This is a genomic window from Streptomyces sp. NPDC050806 (assembly GCF_055586425.1).
In genome coordinates this window covers 843,712-862,611 of the sequence record NZ_JBVJIF010000002.1, presented here as the reverse complement: position 1 = coordinate 862,611, position 18,900 = coordinate 843,712, and the positions used below count along the sequence as shown (strand labels likewise).

Below are 18,900 nucleotides of genomic sequence, written 5' to 3'. Positions count from 1 at the left end.
AAATCGGGGCGGAGTGCAGAGGTAGAGGGCGATGTGAGATACGGGGGGGGTCACAGTGAGTCCAGTGCTCCGGCGCGCCGCACGGCCGCCAGATAACAGACGATCAGCACGACCGGTACGGCGGAGAGCGCGGCTGCCAGCGGCAGGTCCAGGGTGACCTGCGAGGCGATGACGTTGCCGAGCAGCTGGGTGCGGCCGCCGACGATCTGGACGGTGAGGTAGTCGCCGAGACTGAGGGAGAAGGTGAAGACGGAGCCGGCGAACAGGGCGGGGCGTACGGCGGGCAGGACGATGAGGCGCAGGGTGCGCCAGGCGCCGGCACCGAGGTCGGCGGAGGCCTCCAGGTGGTGGGTGGGCAGCCGCTCCAGGGCCGCGAAAACGGGGAGGATCATGTACGGAAGCCAGAGATAGGCGAGGACGAGGACGACGGCGGGCAGGCCGTAGCCCGGGCCGGTCAGGCCGAGCGGGGCGAGTACCGCGTTGACCAGGCCGTGTTCGCCGAGCATGACGCGCCAGGCGTACGCCTTGACGAGGTAGCCGGCCCACAGGGGCGTCAGCACGGCCACGAGCAGGGCGCGCCGCCATCGCCCGGACGCCACTCGCGCCATGAAGAAGGCCATGGGCAGGGCGAGGAGGGCGTCGATGAGGGTGACGGCGACGGCCACGCCGAGGGTGCGCAGGGTGATCGTGCGGTAGACCGAGTCGGTCAGGATCGTGCGGAAGTTGTCGGTGTTCCAGACGTGAACGACATCGGAGGTGAAGCTGTCGGTGGTCCAGAAAGCGGAGAGCAGGAGGACGGCGAGCGAGCCGAGGTAGGCGAGGCCGAGCCACAGCAGGGGTGGCGCGAGCAGCGCCGCCAGCCTCAGCCGCGCTCCCACCCGGGAGTCCGGCTTCGCGGGAGTCCCTGTCGCTGAGGCGTCGGTCGTGCAGGGGTCGGTCGTGCAGGGGTCGGTCGCACTGGTGTCGGTCGCGTAGGGGTCAGTCGCCGATGTCCCTGTCGGCGTGGGGCGTGTCGGCGAGGAGCCTGGCGGCTGGGGCCCCGTCGGCGAGGTCACCGGTCTGGTCCTCTCAGCCCTTGATCTCCGTCCAGGCGCGGGTCCATTGCGCGTAGTCGGTGCACTTCACGGTCGTCCGTCCGTCCAGGCACTGCCTGACGGGCGTGGTCCAGAAGTGGACGCGCTTGTAGTAGCTCTCGTCGTCGGCGTGGTACGTGACGCAGTGCTTGGGGTCGGACGTCTCGTCGCACGCCTTCGCGTTGGCGGGTGCCTCGCCGAAGTACTCGGCGACCTGGGCGTTCACCTTGGGCGAGACGATCCAGTCGAGCCACTTGTACGCGCAATTGGGGTGCTGGGCCTTGGCGGACACCATCCAGGTGTCCGACCAGCCGGTGGCGCCCTCCTTGGGCAGGACAGCCTTGACCGGGGCCTTCTCGGCCTCGGTGAGGTTGGCGATGACCTGCCAGGTGGTGCCGACGACGCTGTCGCCACCCTTGAAGGCGGTGACTTCCTTCTGGTAATCGCTCCAGTACTCGCCGATGTTGGCGTGCTGCTTCTTCAGGAGTGCGACGGCTGCGTCCAGTTGGCGCTGGTCCAGGGCGTACGGGTTCTTGATGCCCAGCTGCGGCTCGGTCTTCATCAGGTACAGCGCGGCGTCGGCGATGTAGATGGGCGAGTCATAGGCGGTCACCTTGCCTTCGTGCTCGGTGGCGTCCTCGAAGACGGCCCGCCAGGAGTCGGGGGCGGGCTTGACCTTGTCGGTGCGGTACATGAGGAGGTTGGCGCCGCGGCCGTGCGGGATGCCGTACATCTGTCCGTCGACGGAGTTGAACGGCTGCTTCTTCAGGCCCGCGAAGATGTCCTTGTAGTTCGGTACGAGCTTGGTGTTGACGGGTGCGGCGTCGCCGGAGGCGATCAGGCGCAGAGTCGCGTCGCCGGAGGCCGAGACGGTGTCGTACTGCCCGGTCTTCATCAGCGAGACCATCTCGTCGGAGGTGCCCGCGATCTTGGTGTTGACCTTGCAACCGGTCTGCTTCTCGAACGGGTGGACCCAGTCGGTCTTCGGGTCGTTGGAGCCGTCCTCGGCGTAGCCCGCCCAGGCGATGACGTTGACCTGCCCCTCGCCCTTGCCGAGCGACTTCTTCATGGGGACGTCGGGCGCATGGAAGCCGCCGCTCCGAGCGGCTCCTCCATCACCACCGCCGGAGGAGCCGCATCCGGCGGCCAGCAGCAGGGCCGTGGCCGCGGCGGCGGCCTTCCACACGTTCGTGTTGCGCATCCGGTTCTCTCCCGTCGCACACGGCGTCAGACACAGGCGCTGAGCGTCGCTCAGTATGCGGATCAAGGGCTCACTCCACCAGAGCGCGTGGCGAAATGGTCGGGCCGGCCGAGGGGACGGGGCGCGCTTCGGGCCGGCTGCCGAGGCCGGTCAGTTGGGGACGGGGTAGGCGTCGTCGGGGGTCCAGGTGAGGCGGACCGGGGAGTCGGGCCGGACGGACAGGGCGGGAGCCGTGTTCAGGCGCAGTACGGTCAGGCGGTCGCCGCCCTCGTCCAGCCGGACGCTGAAGCGGGTGTGCGGTCCGGCGTGGGCGATGTCGGTGATCCGGCCGGTGGCCGAGCACTCGGCCGGGGCCGTGGACTGTGCGGGCTCCGCAGCGGTCGGCGCGGCCTTTCCGGCAGGTGCGGACTCACCGGCGGGTGCTGACTCACCGGCAAGTGCGGGAATTGTGGCGGGTGCGGGATTTGGGGCTGGCGTGGCCTGCTCTGCTGACCTGGCCACCTTCGCTGGCCCGGGCATCTCGGCTGGCCCGGGCATCTCCGCTGGCGTGGACTTCTCCGCGGACCTGACCACCTCCGGTGACCTGGTCACCTCCGCTGGTGTGGTGGTGGATGTCGGGGGTTGAGGGTTGCTCAGGGGGGTGAGGTGTATGCGTTCGGGGCGGATGCTGTAGGTGCCGGGGCGGCCTGTGACTCGTTGTGCGGCCTCGCCGCGCAGCAGGTTCGTCATGCCGACGAAGCCCGCTACGAAGGCGGTGGCCGGGCGGTCGTAGATCTCCAGGGGCGGACCGACCTGTTCGATGCGGCCGCCGTCCAGGACCGCGACCCGGTCACTCATCGTCAGCGCCTCCTCCTGGTCGTGAGTGACGAGGAGGAACGTGATGCCGGTGGTGCGCTGGATCTGCTTCAGCTCGGTCTGCATCTGCTGGCGCAGCTTGAGGTCGAGCGCGCCGAGCGGCTCGTCGAGGAGCAGCAGTCCGGGGCGGTCGACGAGGGCCCGGGCGAGGGCTACCCGTTGCCGCTGGCCGCCGGAGAGCTGTGCGGGGCGGCGGTCGCCGAAGCCGTCGAGCCGTACGGTGGCGAGCGCTTCGCGGGCGCGGGCCCGGCGTTCGTCCTTGCGGACGCCGGCGACGAGGAGTGCGTACGCGACGTTCTGCTCGACGGTCATGTGCGGGAAGAGGGCGTAGTCCTGGAAGACGGTGTGCACGTCGCGGTGGTGGGGCGGCAATGCGGTGACGTCGCGACCGGCGAGTTCGACGCGCCCTGAGCTGGGGCGTTCGAAGCCGGCGATAAGGCGGAGGAGTGTCGATTTGCCGGAACCGGACGGGCCGAGGAGGGAGAAGAACTCGCCCGCCCGGATGGTGAGTTCGGCGTTGTCGACGGCTCGTACGGTGCCGAAGTCCTTGGTGAGGGCGGTCAGACGGACCGCCGCTCCGGGCGTCGCGTTGTCGTCGGCCATGCGGTCTCCCCCGAGTGGGACGGCTTGATCGCGCCGGGCGACTGTACCGGGGTGACCGGGCCCGCGTCACCGGCGAAAGGCGGGAAGAGGGCGAGGGCAGGGGGTGAGGGTGAGGGCGGCAGGAGCCATGGCTCGACCGGTTCTACCAACTACCGGCCGCAGGCCCCCAGCTCCCGGCTCCCGGCCACCCGGCTGGGGTGGTCGTCGGGTGGGTTGTGGGGGGGCGGCTCATTCTCCCTACGCAGGGGAAGGGTGCGTGAACAGCGCGTGAACCCTGCTGCGTATGGGGCGGGTGGGAGGCATGCTGTCCGCGTGCCTGCCTGGACGGACCAGCTCCGATTCGCCTACCAGCCCGTCGTCAACCTCACGACCGGTTCCGTCGCCGCGCTGGAGATACTCGCCCGTCCCGAGCGCGGGGACGTGCTCGCCCAGGCCCACCGCTCCCCCGCCCTCGACGTCGAGCTGGCCGCGCTGGGTATCCGGCACGCCGCGCATCGCGAGACGCTGCTGCCGCTCCAGGTGAACCTCTTCGCGTCCACCGCCGCCGAGTTCCCCGAACTGACGGCGCTCCGCGCCGCGGTGAGCGCGTCCGGACGGCGGCCGTGCGAGGTCACCGTCGACCTGACCGGGCCGTACACCCACGTACCTGCCGGTGCGTTGTTGGAGACGGTCGCGGGGCTGCGCGCCGACGGCTTCCGGATCTGCGCGGACGGGGTGGGCGACGGGGACATACCGCTGCGCCTGCTGGGAGATCTGGCGCCGGACATCATCAAGCTGGACGCCTCGCTCTGCACGGACCTGGACGTCCGGCCGGGGCGAGCGGCGGTGGTACGGATGGTGCGGCAGCTCTGCGACGAGCTGGGCGGGTTGCTGGCGGTGGAGGGCGTGGAGACCGAGCGGAGTTACGCGGCGGTGCGGCGGGCCGGGGCGCAGCTCGGGCAGGGGCATCTGTTCGCACCTCCCGCGCGCCGGCCCGCGGCCGAGGTTTTCGTACCCGCGCAGGTACCGCCCGCACCGCTCGTACCCTCCGCGTCGGCCACGTCGTCCACGTCGCACGTATCGGCCACGTCGCCTTCCGTATCGGCCGCGCCATCGGTATCACCCGAACCCTCCATGTCGGCCGGCCCCGTGCAGGGCGGGGCATTCGCAGGCGGCGGAGTGTCGGGAGCCGACGGAGTGTCGGAGGTCGATGGAGTGTCGGAAGCCGGCGGGGCGTTGGAGAACGGTGGGGCGTCGGCCGGGCCGCCGGTGGCGCAGTTCGTGCAGCCGGCCGCGCTGCTTCCGGTGACGGCCTCGGCGGAAGAGGTGCGCAGCCGGCTCACGGGGCTGCCGGACGTCTCCGGAGTGCTGCTGGTGGACGCGGACGGCGTTCCCGTACGGGCGGTGGACCGGAACCGGTTCCTGTTGTCGCTGTCCGGGCGGTACGGGCACGCGCTGTACGCGGACCGGCCGGCCCTGCGGCTGGGCGACCGGCCGCGCACGGTCGGCGCCGACGCGACAGCGTGGGAGGTGCTCGACGTCATCGCGGACGGCGACCGGGACCGTACGGGGGACGACGTCGCGGTGGTGGACGGGCGGGGCCGGTGCATCGGGGTGGTGCACCTGGCGGACATCCTGCGGGCGCTGGCGGAGAGCCGGGTGGAGGAGGCGGCACGGCTCAATCCGCTGACGCGGCTGCCGGGTTCCGACGCGGTCAACGCGGAGGTGGACCGGCGGCTCGCGCAGAGCCGACCGGTCGCCGTGAGCTGGCTGGACGTGGACGGGTTCAAGCAGGTCAACGACGGGGCCGGGTTCGCGGCGGGGGACGAACTGATCCGGTCGGTGGGCGCGGCACTGGCCCGGGCGGCGAGCGGGGACGCGGCCTGCCGGGTGGGGCACATCGGGGGCGACGACTTCCTGGTGCTGACCGACCCCGACGGGCTGGACGCGGTGGCCGCGGCGGTACTGGACGTGCCCTGGTCGGCGGGCGGGCGGACGGTGACGCTGTCGCTGGCCACGGTGGTGTGCCCGGCCGGTACGGTCACGGGGCACGCGGAGGCCGCGGCTGCGCTGGCCCCGCTGAAGAAGGCGGCCAAGGGGCTGTCGGGGGCGAGCTGGGTGCTCAGCCGCCACGGTTCGGCGCACCAGGAGGTCCGCCGGGGACGGCCGACCGGGACGACGACGTCGACGACCGGTCCGGTGTCGGCCGGAACAACCAGAACGACCAGGGCAGCCAGAACGACCGGGGCAGTCAGAACAGTCAGGGCAGCCAGAACAGTCGGGGCAGGCGGAGCAGGCAGGGCAGACGAACCGGTAGGAACGACCGGAGCAACCGAAACGACGGTTTCCGCCCGGGCCGGGGCCGTGGGCCATCCGCAGACCGAACCGGCAGTCAGCCCGTCAACCCAGCCTGCGGTCAGCCCGTCAACCCAGCCTGCAGTCAGCCCGTCGACCGGTTCGACGTACGGGCCCGTGGCCGGAAACCCGGGTGGCCAGGCACCCATGGCATACGCCGAAGAGCCGCACGCTCACGTCGGCCCCGTCGGCCCCGTCGGCCCCGTCGACGCCATCGGCCCCGTCGACGCCATCGACGCCATCGGCCGCGGCGGCCATACCGACCAAGCCGACCGCCCCCGCAGCAAGCACGGCCGCGAGGAGTTGCCCGCCACGTACTGAGCACCGCTCCCCCGACCTCGACCCCGACCCCGGCCCCCATCCCCGTCCCATCCCGTCCCCTTCCCCATCCCACGGTCGCGGTTCGGATGCGGTCCGGTACCGGTTCGGGCGGGGAGGGGCCCTGTCGGCGGGCGGTCGGGCGGTGTTCGGACCCGCGGCCTGCAAGTTCCGGGGGCGGCGAGGCCTGTGGGGCGGGGCACGCCTTGAGTGTCGCCGGTCGTTGCTGTCCATGTCCTTGACGCTCCATGACGGCCGGTGAACACTTCCGGTGTCAGTCGGCGTGCCGTACGCAGGCTCCCCCGACCGCGTGGCGTCGCCACGCGCCGTCCTGCGCCCCACCGGTGTCCGGCCGCACTGGCACGCTCGTCGCGGAGGCCGGGCGGGACATGCGGGAATCACGGCCGTCGGCTCCGCCCCGTACGGACACCGTGGCGCGTCCGGAATTCATGTGGCCGGGCCATGGGAGAGGTACGCACCCTGCACGGAGGACCGGGGTCCGTCCCCGGGCAAGGGCCCAAGGAGCCGCAGATGTATTCCAATGGGGACATTTTCGTCGGTGAAGTCATCGGCACCGCGATCCTGATTCTCTTCGGCGCGGGCGTCTGCGCCGCCGTCACCCTGAACTACTCGAAGGCGAAGTCGGCCGGCTGGGTGGCCATCGCGTTCGGCTGGGGCCTCGGCGTGCTCGCCGGTGCCTACACCTCGGCGCCGCTGTCCGGCGGCCACCTCAACCCCGCCGTCACCCTCGGTTCGGCCGTCGCGGGCGGCACCCCGTGGTCCAAGGTGCCGCTCTACATGGCGGCGCAGCTCATCGGGGCACTCATCGGCGCGGCGCTCACGTGGGGCGTGTACTACGCGCAGTTCGCGGCCAACTCGCAGGCGGACAAGGCCCAGCCGACGCTGGGGATCTTCTCCACCGGGCCGGAGGTCCGCAAGCCCGTGGCGAACCTGGTCACGGAGATCATCGCGACCGTCGGCCTGGTGCTGCCGATCCTGTTCTTCGGCGAGAACAAGGGCATCGGCATCGGCCCGATCCCGGGCACGGACGGCGGGGTGTACGGCTCGGGCATCAACGTACTGCTCGTCGCCCTGCTGGTGGTCGGCATCGGTCTGTCCCTCGGTGGCCCGACGGGGTACGCCATCAACCCGGCCCGTGACCTCGGCCCGCGTATCGCGCACGCGCTGCTGCCCATCCCGAACAAGGGGACGTCCGACTGGGGTTACGCCTGGGTGCCGGTCGCGGGCCCGCTGATCGGGGCGGTGCTCTCCGCGCTGATCTACAACGCGGCCTTCTGACCCAGCCCCCCTCTGCCCCAGACCCCTTCGGACCCAGACCTTCCGGCCCGGCGGCGGCCCCAGGGCCGGCCCCCCCGATCGCCCCCGATCGGCCCCGATCGGCCCCCGTACGCACGCCGTCCCGCCGACCTCCCCCCGCACACAGAAGCCGACATCCGCGTACGCCCTACCGACCGCCCCGTTCCGCCCGCAGCCTGGCGCTGCGGGCATCACGGCCCGCCGACTGCGGTCATCCCACCGAGGAGACGCCATGACGGACAGCACGCCGAAGAAGTCGCAGAAGTACGTCGCCGCGATCGACCAGGGCACCACCTCCAGCCGTTGCATCATCTTCGACCAGGACGGCGCGATCGTCGCCGTCGACCAGCGCGAGCACCGGCAGATCTTCCCGAAGCCGGGCTGGGTGGAGCACGACGCGGCCGAGATCTGGTCCAAGGTGCAGGCCGTGGTGGCGGGCGCGCTCGCCGAAGCGGGGCTGCGTGCGGACCAGCTCAGCGCGCTGGGCATCACCAACCAGCGGGAGACGACGGTCCTGTGGGACCGGCGGACCGGCAAGCCGGTGCACAACGCGATCGTCTGGCAGGACACCCGTACCGCGGCGCTCTGCAACGAGCTGGGCGGGGCTGACGGCCAGGACCGGTTCCGGGACGCCACGGGACTGCCGCTGGCCAGTTATTTTTCCGGGCCGAAGGCGGCCTGGCTGCTGGACAACGTTCCCGGGCTGCGGGCGCGCGCGGAAGCCGGGGAGATCGCGTTCGGCACCATCGACTCCTGGCTGATCTGGAACCTCACCGGCGGTACGGACGGCGGGGCGCATGTCACCGACGTGACCAACGCCGGCCGGACGATGCTGATGAACCTCTCGACGCTCCAGTGGGACCCGGCGATCCTCTCGGCGATGCGGGTGCCCGAGGCGGTACTGCCGGAGATCAAGTCGTCGGCGGAGGTGTACGGGACGGCCGTGGGGCAGCTGGCGGGCGTGCCGGTGGCGTCGGCGCTGGGCGATCAGCAGGCGGCGGTGTTCGGGCAGACCTGCTACGGCGTCGGCGAGGCCAAGAACACCTACGGCACCGGATCGTTCCTGCTGCTCAACACCGGTAACCGGCCCGTGCCGTCGAAGAGCGGGCTGCTCACCACGATGGGGTACCAGCTCGGCGGTGAGGCCCCGGTGTACTGCCTGGAGGGCTCGATCGCGATCACCGGCGCGCTGGTGCAGTGGTTCCGCGACCAGCTGGGCATCATCAGCTCCGCCGACGAGATCGAGACGCTCGCGGCGGGCGTGGACGACAACGGCGGCGCGTACATCGTCCCGGCGTTCTCCGGGCTGTACGCGCCGTACTGGCGCTCCGACGCGCGCGGGGTGATCACCGGGCTGACCCGGTACGTCACCAAGGCGCATCTGGCGCGTGCCGTGCTGGAGGCGACCAGCTGGCAGACGCGCGAGGTCGTGGACGCGATGTACCAGGACTCCGGCGTGCAGATCACGACGCTGAAGGTGGACGGCGGGATGACCGCCAACAACCTGCTGATGCAGCATCAGGCGGATGTGCTGGGCGTGCCGGTGATCCGGCCGGTGGTCGCCGAGACCACCTGCCTGGGCGCGGCGTACGCGGCGGGCCTGGCCACCGGGGTCTGGCAGGACCTGGACGAGCTGCGGGCGCACTGGAAGCAGGACGCGGAGTGGTCGCCGCGGATGCCGGGCGAGGTCCGCGAGCGGGAGTACGCGCAGTGGCGGAAGGCGGTGGAGCGCAGCTTCGGCTGGCTGGACGAGAACGGCGAGTAGGGCGGGCAGGACGAGCGGAGCGTCCCACGGGCCGCCGCACGGCGCCCGCGGGAACGTCGCGGCCCGTACCCCGGACGGCGGGGTACGGGCCGCGCGGCGCCGTCGGAGGGCTCCCGGGCCCCGGTGCGGGGCGGCTGCGCGAGGCCCGGCAGGGCGACGCGGCACGGCAGGCACGGCGCGGCGGCACGCCCCGGCGGCGGACCGACGGCGAGACGGCGCGAAGGCCCGTCACCCGGCCCGGCGGTCAGGACAGCGCCGGTTCGTGCTGCTCCTCGCTCATGCGCAGGGCGTGCTGGACGACGTCGATGAGGACGTCGCGCGCCGAGTCCTTCTCGCGGGCGTCGCAGTCCACGATGCTGACGTCGGGGTCCAGGTCCAGCGCTTCGCGGACGGTCTCGGCGGGGTAGCGGTCGGCGCCCTCGAAGCAGTTGACGGCGACGGTGAAGGGGATGCCGCGGCGCTCGAAGTAGTCGATCGCGGCGAAGGAGTCCTCCAGGCGGCGGGTGTCGGCGAGCACGACGGCGCCCAGCGCGCCGGTGGCCAGCTCGTCCCACAGGAACCAGAAGCGGTCCTGGCCCGGGGTGCCGAAGAGGTAGAGGACCAGGTCCTCGCGGAGGGTGATCCGGCCGAAGTCCATGGCGACGGTGGTGGTGTGCTTGCCCTCGACACCCGAGGTGTCGTCGACGGGCCGCCCCGCCTCGGTCAGCTGCTCCTCCGTGCGGAGCGGCTTGATCTCGCTCACCGCGCCGACCAGGGTCGTCTTGCCGACGCCGAAACCGCCCGCGACCAGGATCTTGAGCGTGACCGGCTCGACGGCTTGCTTGCGGCGTCGCTCAGCGCGCCCGAAGACCATTGACCGCTTCCTCCGATTCAGGTGGTGTCGCGTCAGCGACGGGCCGGCGCACCGTCGCGGCTGACGACAACTCGTGGAGTACGACAACTCCTGCGTGGGAGTGGATCGTTCCGCACCGACTGTACCGACGACAAGCCTGCGGCCCGGCACCGCCCCTGTGTGATGTGCTCATGATCACTGAGCGTGCGGAGTGCGACACTCCGGAACCCCTGCCCGGCGGACCGCCACCCAGCCGGCGGCAAACCCGCTGGTCAGACATTTACGCAGGTCAATACGGGTGGCGTAACTCTGGCGTAACGCCACAGCGGTACCGTCGACGGCTCCGGAGGACGCGGCGGCGGCACGGTGCCGCCACATGCCGCCACGGAAGGGAGTCGGCATGCGGGAGACAGCACCACCGGGTGCGCGGGGCGGGGACGACGGGCCATGGGTGTCCTCGCGGCCCCGGGCCGAGCGGGCCCGGCAGCTGGCCGACGTGCTCCGCCACCGGATCACCAGCGGCGCGTACGACGGCGGGGTGCTGCCCGGGGAGAGCGAGCTGGGCGCGCACCTCGGAGCGTCGCGCAACGCCGTACGTGAAGCGCTGGGACTGCTGCGCAACGAAGGGCTGATCACCCGCAAGCAGGGTGTGGGCACCACGGTCATGATGCCCAAGTACGGCCACGGACTGGACCGGTTGGCGGGCCTCGCGGAGACGCTGACCGGGCACGGGACGGTCACCAACGAGGTACGCGCCGCGCGCCCGGTCCCGGCTCCCCCGGCTGCCATCGCGGAGCGGCTGCGGCTGGCCCCGGGCGAAGGCGCGGTGCACATCGAACGGCTGCGCCGGCTGGGCGGCCTGCCGCTCTCCCTGGACACCACGTACCTGACGGCGGACATCGGGACGCCGCTGCTCGGCTGCGACCTGGCGCACCGCGACCTGTTCTCGCTCATCGAGGAGACCTCGGGGCAGCGGCTGGGCCGGGCGGAGGTCTCGGTGCACGCGGTCAACGCGGACCCGGACACCGCCGCGCTGCTGGGCGTGGAGGCGGGCGCCGCGGTCTTCGCCATCGAGCGGCTCACGCATCTCGCGGACGGCCGCCCCGTGGACGCCGAGTCGCTGCACATCAGGGCGGACCGGCTGGCCCTGCACGCCACGTTGCACCGCGGCCCGGCCCAGGAGGAGCAGCGGTGACGGCAGCCGGTATCGACACCGCCACACTGGTGCTGCTGGCCCTCTTCGGACTGGTCGCCGGGGTGGGCATCACGGCCGTGGGGCCCGGCGGCGTCCTCGCGACCGTCGGGCTGTTCGTCCTCACGGACCTCTCCCCCGCCCAGGTCGCCGGCACCGCCATCGTCACGCACGTGGCGACGGGCCTGCTGGGCACCGCCGCGTACGTGCGCTCCGGCGAGCTGCGGGAGCCCCGTGCACGGCGTACGGCATGGGTCCTGGCGGGTGCGGCGGTGCTCGGGACGCCGCTCGGCGTGCTGGCCAACACCCTCGTCTCCGGGCGGGCCTTCGGGCTGCTGCTGGGTGCCTTCGTGGCGCTGGTCGGCGTACTGCTCTGGTACCGCGAGCGGCGCGCCGCGCCTACGGGGGCGGCGTACCCCTCGGCCCGGGTGACGGCCCCGCTGGGCTTCGGGGTCGCGGTGGCGAGCGGCGTGTTCGGTGTGGGCGGGCCGATGCTCACCGTGCCGCTGCTGGTCGCGCTCCGGATGCCGGTACTGGCCGCGCTGGCCGTCGCGCAGGCCCAGTCGGTGGTCATCGCCACCGCGGGCACGCTCGGCTACGTCGCGCACGGCGCGGTCGACTGGCCGCTGGCGGCGCTCGTCGGGGTGCCGGAGCTGGCGGGCGTGCTGATCGGCTGGCGGGTCGCCCGCGCGGTGCCCGCGCGCACGCTCAAGACCGGTCTGGTGGTGGCCCTGTTCGCGCTGGCGCCGTATCTGGCCCTGTACGGCGGCTGAGCGGGCGTACGCGGGCGGGCCGGACCCCGGGGCGTCCGGGGTCCGGACGGGCCGCTCAGAGGGCACGCAGGCCGTTGATGACTTCGCGCAGGATGCCCTCGTCGGGGAGTTCGGCGGGCGGCACGGGACGGGTGACCCGTACCAGGTCGGCCTCCATCAGGTCGCCGATCAGGACCCGGACCACGCCGACGGGCAGGTCCAGTTCGGCGGCCAGTTCGGCCACCGAGAGCGGGGCTTCCCTGGTGAGGTCGACGATATCGAGGTGCTCGGGCGAGAGGGACTGGTCGGTGACCGGCTCGTCGGCGCGGCTCTCCGCGATCACCTGCGCGATCAGGTCGAGCCCGGCGACGGCGCCGCTGGCGGTACGGCCGCGGGTCATGGCGTACGGGCGTACGACAGGGCCCGCCTCGTCGTCGAACCACCGGGCCGGGCCCGCTCCGGGCCCGGCCTGTTCTCCTCGGTTCATTCGGTCACTCGGTTCATGCGCTCACCGTCGCCATCCTCAACTGGGCCGGTCGCCCCTGGGCGCCGTGCCCAGGTGCGTACCCACCCGCTTGACCAGCAGCGTCATCTCGTACGCGATCAGGCCCACGTCGGAGTCGGCGTCGGCGAGCACGGCGAGGCAGCTGCCGTCGCCCGCGGCGCTCACGAACAGGAACGCCTCGTCCAGCTCGACCATCGTCTGGCGCACCTGGCCCGCCTCGAAGTGCCGGCCCACACCCTTGGCCAGGCTGTGGAAGCCGGAGGCGACGGCCGCCAGGTGCTCCGCGTCCTCCCGGGACAGGTCGGCCGAGGCGCCGGTGGCCAGGCCGTCGCTGGAGAGGATGAGCGCCTTGCGGATGAAGCCGACCCGGCCGACCAACTCGTCGAGCAGCCAGCCCAGTTCGCCCGAGCCCTTCGCTGCGGTCCCGGCTGCTGTTGCCTTCGGTGCGGTCATCGACCGTCCCCTCCCATGTTCTTTCTCGGTGCTGTGCCGCTGCCGTCGTCGCCGGATTCGCGCCGGCCTCGCTGCCAGCCGCGCTGGAGCGATGCCATACGGGCTCGCACGGCCTCGGCGTCACGGTCGGCCGCGGGGTCCGCGGCCTCGGGTGCCGCGCCGGCCTGCCGGTCGGGCGACGTCTTGAGCTGGGGGGCGAGACTGGCCTGCCGTACCCGCCGGGGCAGGCCGCGCACCGTCCGCGCGAGCTGCGCCTCTTCGGAGGGCGCGGGCGCGGCCTCGGTACGCGCGGCCTCGGTACGCGCCGTCTCGGGGCGCGCGGCCTCGGTGGGGGCAGCCTCCGCGGGGAGAGCCTCGGTGGGCCGCCGTTCGCCGCGGACCTCCTCGGCCGGCCGGTCCGCGTCCGCCACCGGGCGGCCGTGGTCGCTGACCAGTGCCGGGGAGCGGCGGCGGCGCGGCAGGGGCGCGGGGCCGTCGCCCGGGGCCCGGTCGCGGGCCGGGGGCTGCTGCTCGCGCGCGGCGGGCACCGGGCCGGTGGGCTGCGCGGGGCGGCTCTCCTCGGGGCGGCGCTGCCTCCGGGGGCCGCGGAGGGCGTTCGCGTCCTCGTCCGCGGCCGGCCGCTGCGCCGGCATGTCCGAGGTGCGCTCCGGGAGCGGCACCGGGATCTGGGCGAGCGCCGCCAGGTCGCCGCCGCGCGCGGCCGGCGCGGGCCGCTTCACCGGCACCGAGCCGGTGTCCTCGCCGCGGCCGTCGGAGGTCTCGGTCAGCAGCGTGCCCGGGATGAACACCACAGCGGTGGTCCCGCCGTACGGGGAGGCCTGCAGCGAGACGCGTACGCCCTGCCGCTGGGCGAGCCGGCTGACCACGAAGAGGCCGAGCCGGTCGGTGTCGGAGAGTTCGAACTCGGGGGTCTCGGCGAGCCGGAGGTTGGCGTCCAGGAGCGCGTCGGGCGCCATGCCCAGGCCCCGGTCGTGGATCTCCAGGGTGAAACCGTTGGCGACCCGCTCGCCGACCACCTGCACGGCGGTGTGCGGCGGCGAGAAGACGGTGGCGTTCTCCAGGAGTTCGGCGGTGAGGTGGGTGAGGTCGGAGACGGCCGGGCCCTCCACCGCGAGGCGCGGCAGCCGCCGCACCTCGATGCGCTCGTAGTCCTCGACCTCGGAGACCGCGGCGCGCACGACATCCATGAGCTGGATGGGCTTGCGCCACTGCCGGGACGGCGCGGCGCCCGAGAGGATGACCAGGCCCTCGGCGTGCCGCCGCATACGGGTGGTGAGGTGGTCCAGGCGGAAGAGGTCGGCCAGCTCCTCGGTGTCCTCGGTGCGCCGCTCCATGGCGTCCAGCAGGGTGAGCTGACGGTGCAGCAGGACCTGGCTGCGGCGGGCGAGGTTGACGAAGACCTCGGAGACGCCGCGGCGCATGTCGGCCTGCTTGACGGCGGCCTCGATGGCGGCCCGCTGAAGGGTGTTGAGCGCCTGGGCGACCTGGCCCATCTCGTCCTGGGTGAACTCCAGCCGCGGCGCCTCGGTCTCCACGTCGACGTGCTCGCCCGCGGCGAGCCGGCGCATGACGCTGGGCAGCCGTACGCCGGAGACCTCGTGCGCGTCCTTGCGGAGCCGGCTGAGGTCCTTCACGTGCCGGCGGCCCAGCCGGAAGGAAACGACGATGGAGACGAGCAGGGCGACGAAGCCGAGTACGCCGGCGAAGGCGGCCTTGACGAGCACGGTCATCGCGGCGGGCTGGACGCGGTCCGCGAAGCGGTCGCCCGCTTCCTTGTTCAGCCGGTCCAGGTCGCCGAGGACCCGGCCGGCGACGCTGTGCCAGCGTTCGGCGTTGACCGCGGTGGGGGCGGCCGAGGGCCCGGCGGCGATCACCCTGTCCTCGAAGGCCTGCAGTTCGCGCGGCTTGTCGCCGTTCCAGTAGTCCTCGTAGACGGCCCGCTCGCTCGCGGGCAGGGAGGTGAGGCTGGTGTCGTACAGGAGCTTGCGCTCGGCCACCCGGTCGGCGAAGTCCCGCAGTTCGCGCGGGGTCATCGAACGGGACACCAGCGCGGCGCTGAGCACCGCGTCCTCGCGGGAGATGGCTTCGCGCCCGCGGGTGATGCTCACCAGCGCGCCGCCCTCCTTGGAGATGTCCGCGTCGGGCAGGAAGTGCAGGCTGCCCATGAAGTCGTAGCAGGGGTCGACCAGGGCGTTGTACTGCTGGAACGCCTCGCGGCGGGTGAGGGTGTTGTTCTCCACCTGCTCGCGCAGCTCGTCCAGGCCCGTGAAGCCGTCGAGCGCGGTCCGCAGCCGCGGGCCCGCGCCCCCGATCAGGTCCTCGCGTACGTCGGAGGAGTCGGCGTTGCTGCGCAGCCGGTCAACGGCCTCGTCCGTGGCGCGGGTTCGGCGGCGCAGGTCGGTCAGGGAGCCCGCGATGCGCGGGTCCGCGAGGTAGACCAGGGTGGCGCGGCGCTCCTTCTGCAGGGCCTGTACCGCGTCCTCCGTCGGATAGCCGACCTTGTCGACGATGACCGCGACCTGCAGCAGCTGGCGGGCCTCGCTTCCGGTGACGTAGGTGGCGAACGCCCACATGGCGGTCAGGGACACCAGTGGTACGAGCAGCAACGCCACGATCTTCCGGCGGATGGACTTCCCGCGAAAGCGCATGGCCTCCCCTACGTCAACCCCGGCGCGCGGGGGTGGTGTTCCGTCAACAAACGGCGCGAGCCTACTACTGTCGGGGGATCAACTCGAAGAGCTGTCCGGCGGAGCGGGCCGCAGGTCAGGCCTGGATAGCCGCCCTTGTCCGGTGATTCCGGGACAACCCGCCCGTCCATGTGGCCTCCGCCACGGAGCGCGGGGCGGGTCATCATAAGATCGGGAACGCCGGTACGCGGCGGCATGTACCGGAGAAATCCGGGCAGTCACCGAAGGGCCGGGCAGGCGGGCGGGGAAGCACGGGGAGAGTGACGCTTTCATGGACATCGGCAGAAGCGGCACGCTGTGGCAGGAGGAGCCGACCGCCCGCCCCCGGATGCCCGATCCGGTCCGCGCCGCCGCCGTACGCGCCGTGATCATCGTGGCGGTGACGCTCGTCCAGGCGATGGTCGCCTTCCTCGGCACGCTCGCCGGGTCCTGGCTCGCCTTCCCCGCGGTGCTCAGCACGGTCGCCTCGACGATCGTCGCCACATGGGGCGTGCTGGACGTCTGGGTGACCCGGCAGGTGTGGCTCCAGCGCAACGGCGTGGAGTCGCGCCCGAGCAGCACGGCCAGGGCGCTGCGCCGTGAGCGGCGGCGCGCCCGTCGGCAGGAGCGCCGCTCGGCCGCCGCGTGAGACCGCACCCGTACCGGCCGTCTTCCTTCGCCACACCGTACGGAGCGGAAAGACTTCCCGCGGTTTCGGCCACCATCTGGCCTCTTTGACGTCGATCGGTATGATGACGTTTCCCATTGCGCATCGCTCGGCGTGATGCGCAACTGGGTGACGCGCAACAGACCGAGCTCCGGGAGCGGGTCACGACGGGCTCCCGACAACTGGCCGCACAGGGCCACCGGGCGGTGACGCACAGACCGATGCCGAAGACGACCGACAGCAGCACCAACGAGACCGTCGAGGAAACCGGCGACAGCACACGCGGCGGAGGCGGCTCCGTCCAGTCCGTCGACCGGGCGGTGAGCGTGCTGGAGATCCTGGCCCGGCTGGGCGAGGCCAAGGTGACCGAGCTGGCCGAGGAGCTGGGCGTCCACAAGTCGACGGCCTTCCGGATCCTCGGCGTCCTGGAGAACCGCGGACTGGTCGAGCAGGAGGGCGAGCGCGGCAAGTACTACCTGGGCGCCGGCGTGCTGCGACTGGCGGGCGCCGCCGCGATCCGGCTGGACATCTCCCAGGAGGGCGCGCCGGTGTGCCGGGCGCTGGCCGAGGACACCGGCGAGACCGCCAACATCGCGGTGCTGGACGGCGACGCGGCGGTCAACATCATGCAGGCGCGCGGCTCGGCCGCGGTCACGGCGTACAACTGGCTGGGTCGGCGCACGCCGCTGCACGCCACCGCGAGCGGCAAGGTCCTGCTGGCGCACCTGCCGCGGGAGCGCCGCGACAACCTGCTGACCCGCTCGCTGCCCCGTTTCACCGAACGCACCCTCACGACCGCGCCGCTGCGCGCGCAGCTGACGGACGCTCTGGAGCAGGGCTTCGCCTGCACCGTCGAGGAGCTGGAGATCGGTCTGAACGCGGTCGCCGCGCCGGTACGGGCGCACGACGGCGCGGTGATCGGCGCGATCGGCGTGTCCGGACCGGCGTACCGCATGGAGGAGGAGCTGCTGCCGGAGCTCGCCGAACGGGCCGTGAAGGCGGCCGCCGAGCTCTCCCGCGCCATGGGCTTCGCGATCTGAACTCCCTTGCCCCGCAGGGGCGAAAACCTCTTGACGGATCCGCCCCTGAATCCCAGCATGTCTCATATGATGCAACAGACCGCATCATAGGCAACATAAACCGGGCACCGACCTCCGCCGCCGCAGGCGCTGTCGAGGAGTGAAGACATGCCGCACGAAGCCCGCGCCGTCATCGCCGTGAAAAAGGGGGCGCCGGTCGAGGTCCTGCCGGTCCTGGTGCCCGATCCGGGGCCCGGAGAAGTCCTCGTACAGGTGCAGGCGTGCGGCGTCTGCCCCACCGACGTGCACCACCGTGACGGCGCCGCCGGAGACGCGTTTCCGTACCTGCTCGGCCACGAGGCGGCCGGCATCGTCGAGGCCACCGGGCCCGGCTGCGGTGATCTCTCCCCCGGCGACTATGTCGTCCTCGCCTGGCGCGCCCCCTGCGGCTCCTGTCGTTCCTGCCGCCGCGGCCGCCCCTGGTACTGCTTCGACTCCCGTACGGCGCGCGGCAGGACGACCCTGCTGGACGGTACGCCGCTGACGCCCGCGCTCGGCATCGGCGCGTTCGCCGAGAAGGTACTGGTCGCCGCCGGCCAGGCGGTCAGGGTCGACCCGTCGGCCCGGCCCGAGGCCGCCGGGCTGGTCGGCTGCGCGGTGATGGCCGGGTACGGCGCCGCGGTGTACACGGGGCGGGTCGGCAACGGCGACACCGTGGCCGTGATCGGCTGCGGCGGGGTCGGCAACGCCGCCATCGCCGGGGCCTCGCTGGCCGGTGCCCGCCGGGTGATCGCGGTGGACGTGGACGCCCGCAAGCTGGACGCCGCCGAGCGCTTCGGGGCCACCGATACCGTCAACTCCCGCTGGACCGACCCGGTCGAGGCGGTCCGCACGCTGACCGGCGGGCACGGCGCGGACGTCACCATCGACGCGGTAGGCAGCCCGGACACCTTCCGGCAGGCGCTCGCGATGCGCGACCTGGCCGGGGTCCTCGTCCAGGTCGGGGCCCCCGAGGAGGACCTGCACGTCGAAATCCCGCTGCACGACCTCTTCTCGCGCGGCGGCGCCCTGAAGACCTCCTGGTACGGCGACTGCCTGCCCAGCCGCGACTTCCCCGTGCTGATCGACCTCCACCTGCGCGGCAAGCTCGACCTGGAGGCGTTCGTCTCGGAGACGGTCGCGCTGGACGACCTGGAGAGCGCCTTCGGACGGCTGCAACGGGGAGACGTCCTGCGGTCGGTGGCGGTGCTGTGAGCGCCGCTCCCGGGCGCCCCGCCCGCTGCCACCCCTGAGGGTGATCGCGGCCGTTCGGCGTGCCCGGCCGGTGCCGTACCCGGCCGGGCAGCGG

General features: G+C 72.6%; 14 protein-coding genes and 2 pseudogenes. 8 read left to right on the top strand and 8 right to left on the bottom strand.

Annotated elements, in window-relative coordinates:
* Positions 1-50: 50 nt before the first annotated feature.
* The 4 genes and pseudogenes from ACZ6WH_RS09275 to ACZ6WH_RS09260 form a co-directional block, all read right to left on the bottom strand.
* The gene (locus tag ACZ6WH_RS09275; protein WP_469727166.1) at positions 51-878 is read right to left on the bottom strand and encodes an ABC transporter permease; all 828 of its coding nucleotides are present in this window, start codon (positions 876-878) and stop codon (positions 51-53) included.
* Positions 879-1,068: 190 nt separating this feature from the next.
* On the bottom strand, positions 1,069-2,274 hold the full coding sequence (locus tag ACZ6WH_RS09270) for an ABC transporter substrate-binding protein (protein ID WP_469727164.1): 1,206 nt from the start codon (positions 2,272-2,274) through the stop codon (positions 1,069-1,071).
* Between the two features lie 150 nt (positions 2,275-2,424).
* Positions 2,425-2,793 carry a TOBE domain-containing protein gene (locus tag ACZ6WH_RS09265; RefSeq protein ID WP_469727225.1) on the bottom strand — a complete coding sequence of 123 codons (369 nt, stop codon included), beginning with the start codon at positions 2,791-2,793 and terminating at the stop codon, positions 2,425-2,427.
* A 72-nt stretch (positions 2,794-2,865) separates the two neighbouring features.
* Positions 2,866-3,732: pseudogene (locus tag ACZ6WH_RS09260) on the bottom strand (ABC transporter ATP-binding protein); the annotation flags it as partial.
* A gap of 312 nt (positions 3,733-4,044) precedes the next feature.
* Between ACZ6WH_RS09260 and ACZ6WH_RS09255 the strand changes: the two are divergent.
* The 3 genes and pseudogenes from ACZ6WH_RS09255 to glpK form a co-directional block, all read left to right on the top strand.
* Positions 4,045-5,886 (top strand): annotated as a pseudogene (locus tag ACZ6WH_RS09255) (bifunctional diguanylate cyclase/phosphodiesterase); the annotation flags it as partial.
* A gap of 1,029 nt (positions 5,887-6,915) precedes the next feature.
* Positions 6,916-7,683 (top strand): MIP/aquaporin family protein, encoded by a 768-nt coding sequence (locus ACZ6WH_RS09250; RefSeq protein ID WP_361567626.1) that lies wholly within the window; start codon positions 6,916-6,918, stop codon positions 7,681-7,683.
* A 250-nt stretch (positions 7,684-7,933) separates the two neighbouring features.
* Entirely contained in the window at positions 7,934-9,466 is a 1,533-nt protein-coding gene (glpK, locus tag ACZ6WH_RS09245; protein WP_432851212.1) for a glycerol kinase GlpK, read from the top strand.
* Between the two features lie 244 nt (positions 9,467-9,710).
* On the opposite strand, the gene ACZ6WH_RS09240 is transcribed toward glpK, so the two are convergent.
* A complete protein-coding gene (locus tag ACZ6WH_RS09240; protein WP_469727163.1) occupies positions 9,711-10,319 on the bottom strand; it encodes a GTP-binding protein in 609 nt (202 codons plus the stop codon).
* A gap of 379 nt (positions 10,320-10,698) precedes the next feature.
* Between ACZ6WH_RS09240 and ACZ6WH_RS09235 the strand changes: the two genes are divergently transcribed.
* Positions 10,699-11,493: a GntR family transcriptional regulator gene (locus ACZ6WH_RS09235; RefSeq protein WP_469727162.1), complete on the top strand. Its 795-nt coding sequence runs from the start codon at positions 10,699-10,701 to the stop codon at positions 11,491-11,493.
* Positions 11,490-12,263 carry a sulfite exporter TauE/SafE family protein gene (locus tag ACZ6WH_RS09230; RefSeq protein ID WP_469727160.1) on the top strand — a complete coding sequence of 258 codons (774 nt, stop codon included), beginning with the start codon at positions 11,490-11,492 and terminating at the stop codon, positions 12,261-12,263. The genes ACZ6WH_RS09235 and ACZ6WH_RS09230 overlap by 4 nt, the downstream gene beginning before the upstream one ends.
* 55 nt (positions 12,264-12,318) lie before the next feature.
* Here the strand turns inward: ACZ6WH_RS09230 and ACZ6WH_RS09225 are convergent, their stop codons facing one another.
* The 3 genes from ACZ6WH_RS09225 to ACZ6WH_RS09215 are packed head-to-tail and all read right to left on the bottom strand — an operon-like array spanning position 12,319 to position 15,848.
* Positions 12,319-12,729 (bottom strand): DUF742 domain-containing protein, encoded by a 411-nt coding sequence (locus tag ACZ6WH_RS09225; protein WP_361567639.1) that lies wholly within the window; start codon positions 12,727-12,729, stop codon positions 12,319-12,321.
* Positions 12,730-12,765: 36 nt separating this feature from the next.
* Positions 12,766-13,200 (bottom strand): roadblock/LC7 domain-containing protein, encoded by a 435-nt coding sequence (locus ACZ6WH_RS09220; protein WP_361567642.1) that lies wholly within the window; start codon positions 13,198-13,200, stop codon positions 12,766-12,768.
* Positions 13,197-15,848 carry a nitrate- and nitrite sensing domain-containing protein gene (locus ACZ6WH_RS09215; RefSeq protein WP_469727159.1) on the bottom strand — a complete coding sequence of 884 codons (2,652 nt, stop codon included), beginning with the start codon at positions 15,846-15,848 and terminating at the stop codon, positions 13,197-13,199. Before ACZ6WH_RS09215 ends, ACZ6WH_RS09220 begins: the two co-directional genes overlap by 4 nt.
* A gap of 310 nt (positions 15,849-16,158) precedes the next feature.
* Here ACZ6WH_RS09215 and ACZ6WH_RS09210 point away from each other — a divergent pair, with 310 nt between their 5' ends.
* The 3 genes from ACZ6WH_RS09210 (at position 16,159) to ACZ6WH_RS09200 (ending at position 18,806) form a co-directional block, all read left to right on the top strand.
* On the top strand, positions 16,159-16,515 hold the full coding sequence (locus tag ACZ6WH_RS09210; protein ID WP_469727158.1) for a hypothetical protein: 357 nt from the start codon (positions 16,159-16,161) through the stop codon (positions 16,513-16,515).
* Between the two features lie 239 nt (positions 16,516-16,754).
* On the top strand, positions 16,755-17,573 hold the full coding sequence (locus ACZ6WH_RS09205) for an IclR family transcriptional regulator (RefSeq protein ID WP_469727156.1): 819 nt from the start codon (positions 16,755-16,757) through the stop codon (positions 17,571-17,573).
* Positions 17,574-17,720: 147 nt separating this feature from the next.
* The gene (locus tag ACZ6WH_RS09200) at positions 17,721-18,806 is read left to right on the top strand and encodes an S-(hydroxymethyl)mycothiol dehydrogenase (RefSeq protein ID WP_469727155.1); all 1,086 of its coding nucleotides are present in this window, start codon (positions 17,721-17,723) and stop codon (positions 18,804-18,806) included.
* The last annotated feature ends 94 nt before the right edge of the window (positions 18,807-18,900 follow it).

Bases quoted from the DNA above. Each gene is read 5' to 3' on its own strand.
- ACZ6WH_RS09250 (WP_361567626.1), top strand. From the start codon at position 6,916: ATGTATTCCAATGGGGACATTTTCGTCGGTGAAGTCATCGGCACCGCG.
- ACZ6WH_RS09225 (WP_361567639.1), bottom strand. From the start codon at position 12,729: ATGAACCGAGGAGAACAGGCCGGGCCCGGAGCGGGCCCGGCCCGGTGG.
- ACZ6WH_RS09265 (WP_469727225.1), bottom strand. From the start codon at position 2,793: ATGCCCGGGCCAGCGAAGGTGGCCAGGTCAGCAGAGCAGGCCACGCCA.
- ACZ6WH_RS09215 (WP_469727159.1), bottom strand. From the start codon at position 15,848: ATGCGCTTTCGCGGGAAGTCCATCCGCCGGAAGATCGTGGCGTTGCTG.
- ACZ6WH_RS09235 (WP_469727162.1), top strand. From the start codon at position 10,699: ATGCGGGAGACAGCACCACCGGGTGCGCGGGGCGGGGACGACGGGCCA.
- ACZ6WH_RS09210 (WP_469727158.1), top strand. From the start codon at position 16,159: ATGGACATCGGCAGAAGCGGCACGCTGTGGCAGGAGGAGCCGACCGCC.
- ACZ6WH_RS09240 (WP_469727163.1), bottom strand. From the start codon at position 10,319: ATGGTCTTCGGGCGCGCTGAGCGACGCCGCAAGCAAGCCGTCGAGCCG.
- ACZ6WH_RS09200 (WP_469727155.1), top strand. From the start codon at position 17,721: ATGCCGCACGAAGCCCGCGCCGTCATCGCCGTGAAAAAGGGGGCGCCG.
- ACZ6WH_RS09205 (WP_469727156.1), top strand. From the start codon at position 16,755: ATGCCGAAGACGACCGACAGCAGCACCAACGAGACCGTCGAGGAAACC.
- glpK (WP_432851212.1), top strand. From the start codon at position 7,934: ATGACGGACAGCACGCCGAAGAAGTCGCAGAAGTACGTCGCCGCGATC.
- ACZ6WH_RS09270 (WP_469727164.1), bottom strand. From the start codon at position 2,274: ATGCGCAACACGAACGTGTGGAAGGCCGCCGCCGCGGCCACGGCCCTG.
- ACZ6WH_RS09220 (WP_361567642.1), bottom strand. From the start codon at position 13,200: ATGACCGCACCGAAGGCAACAGCAGCCGGGACCGCAGCGAAGGGCTCG.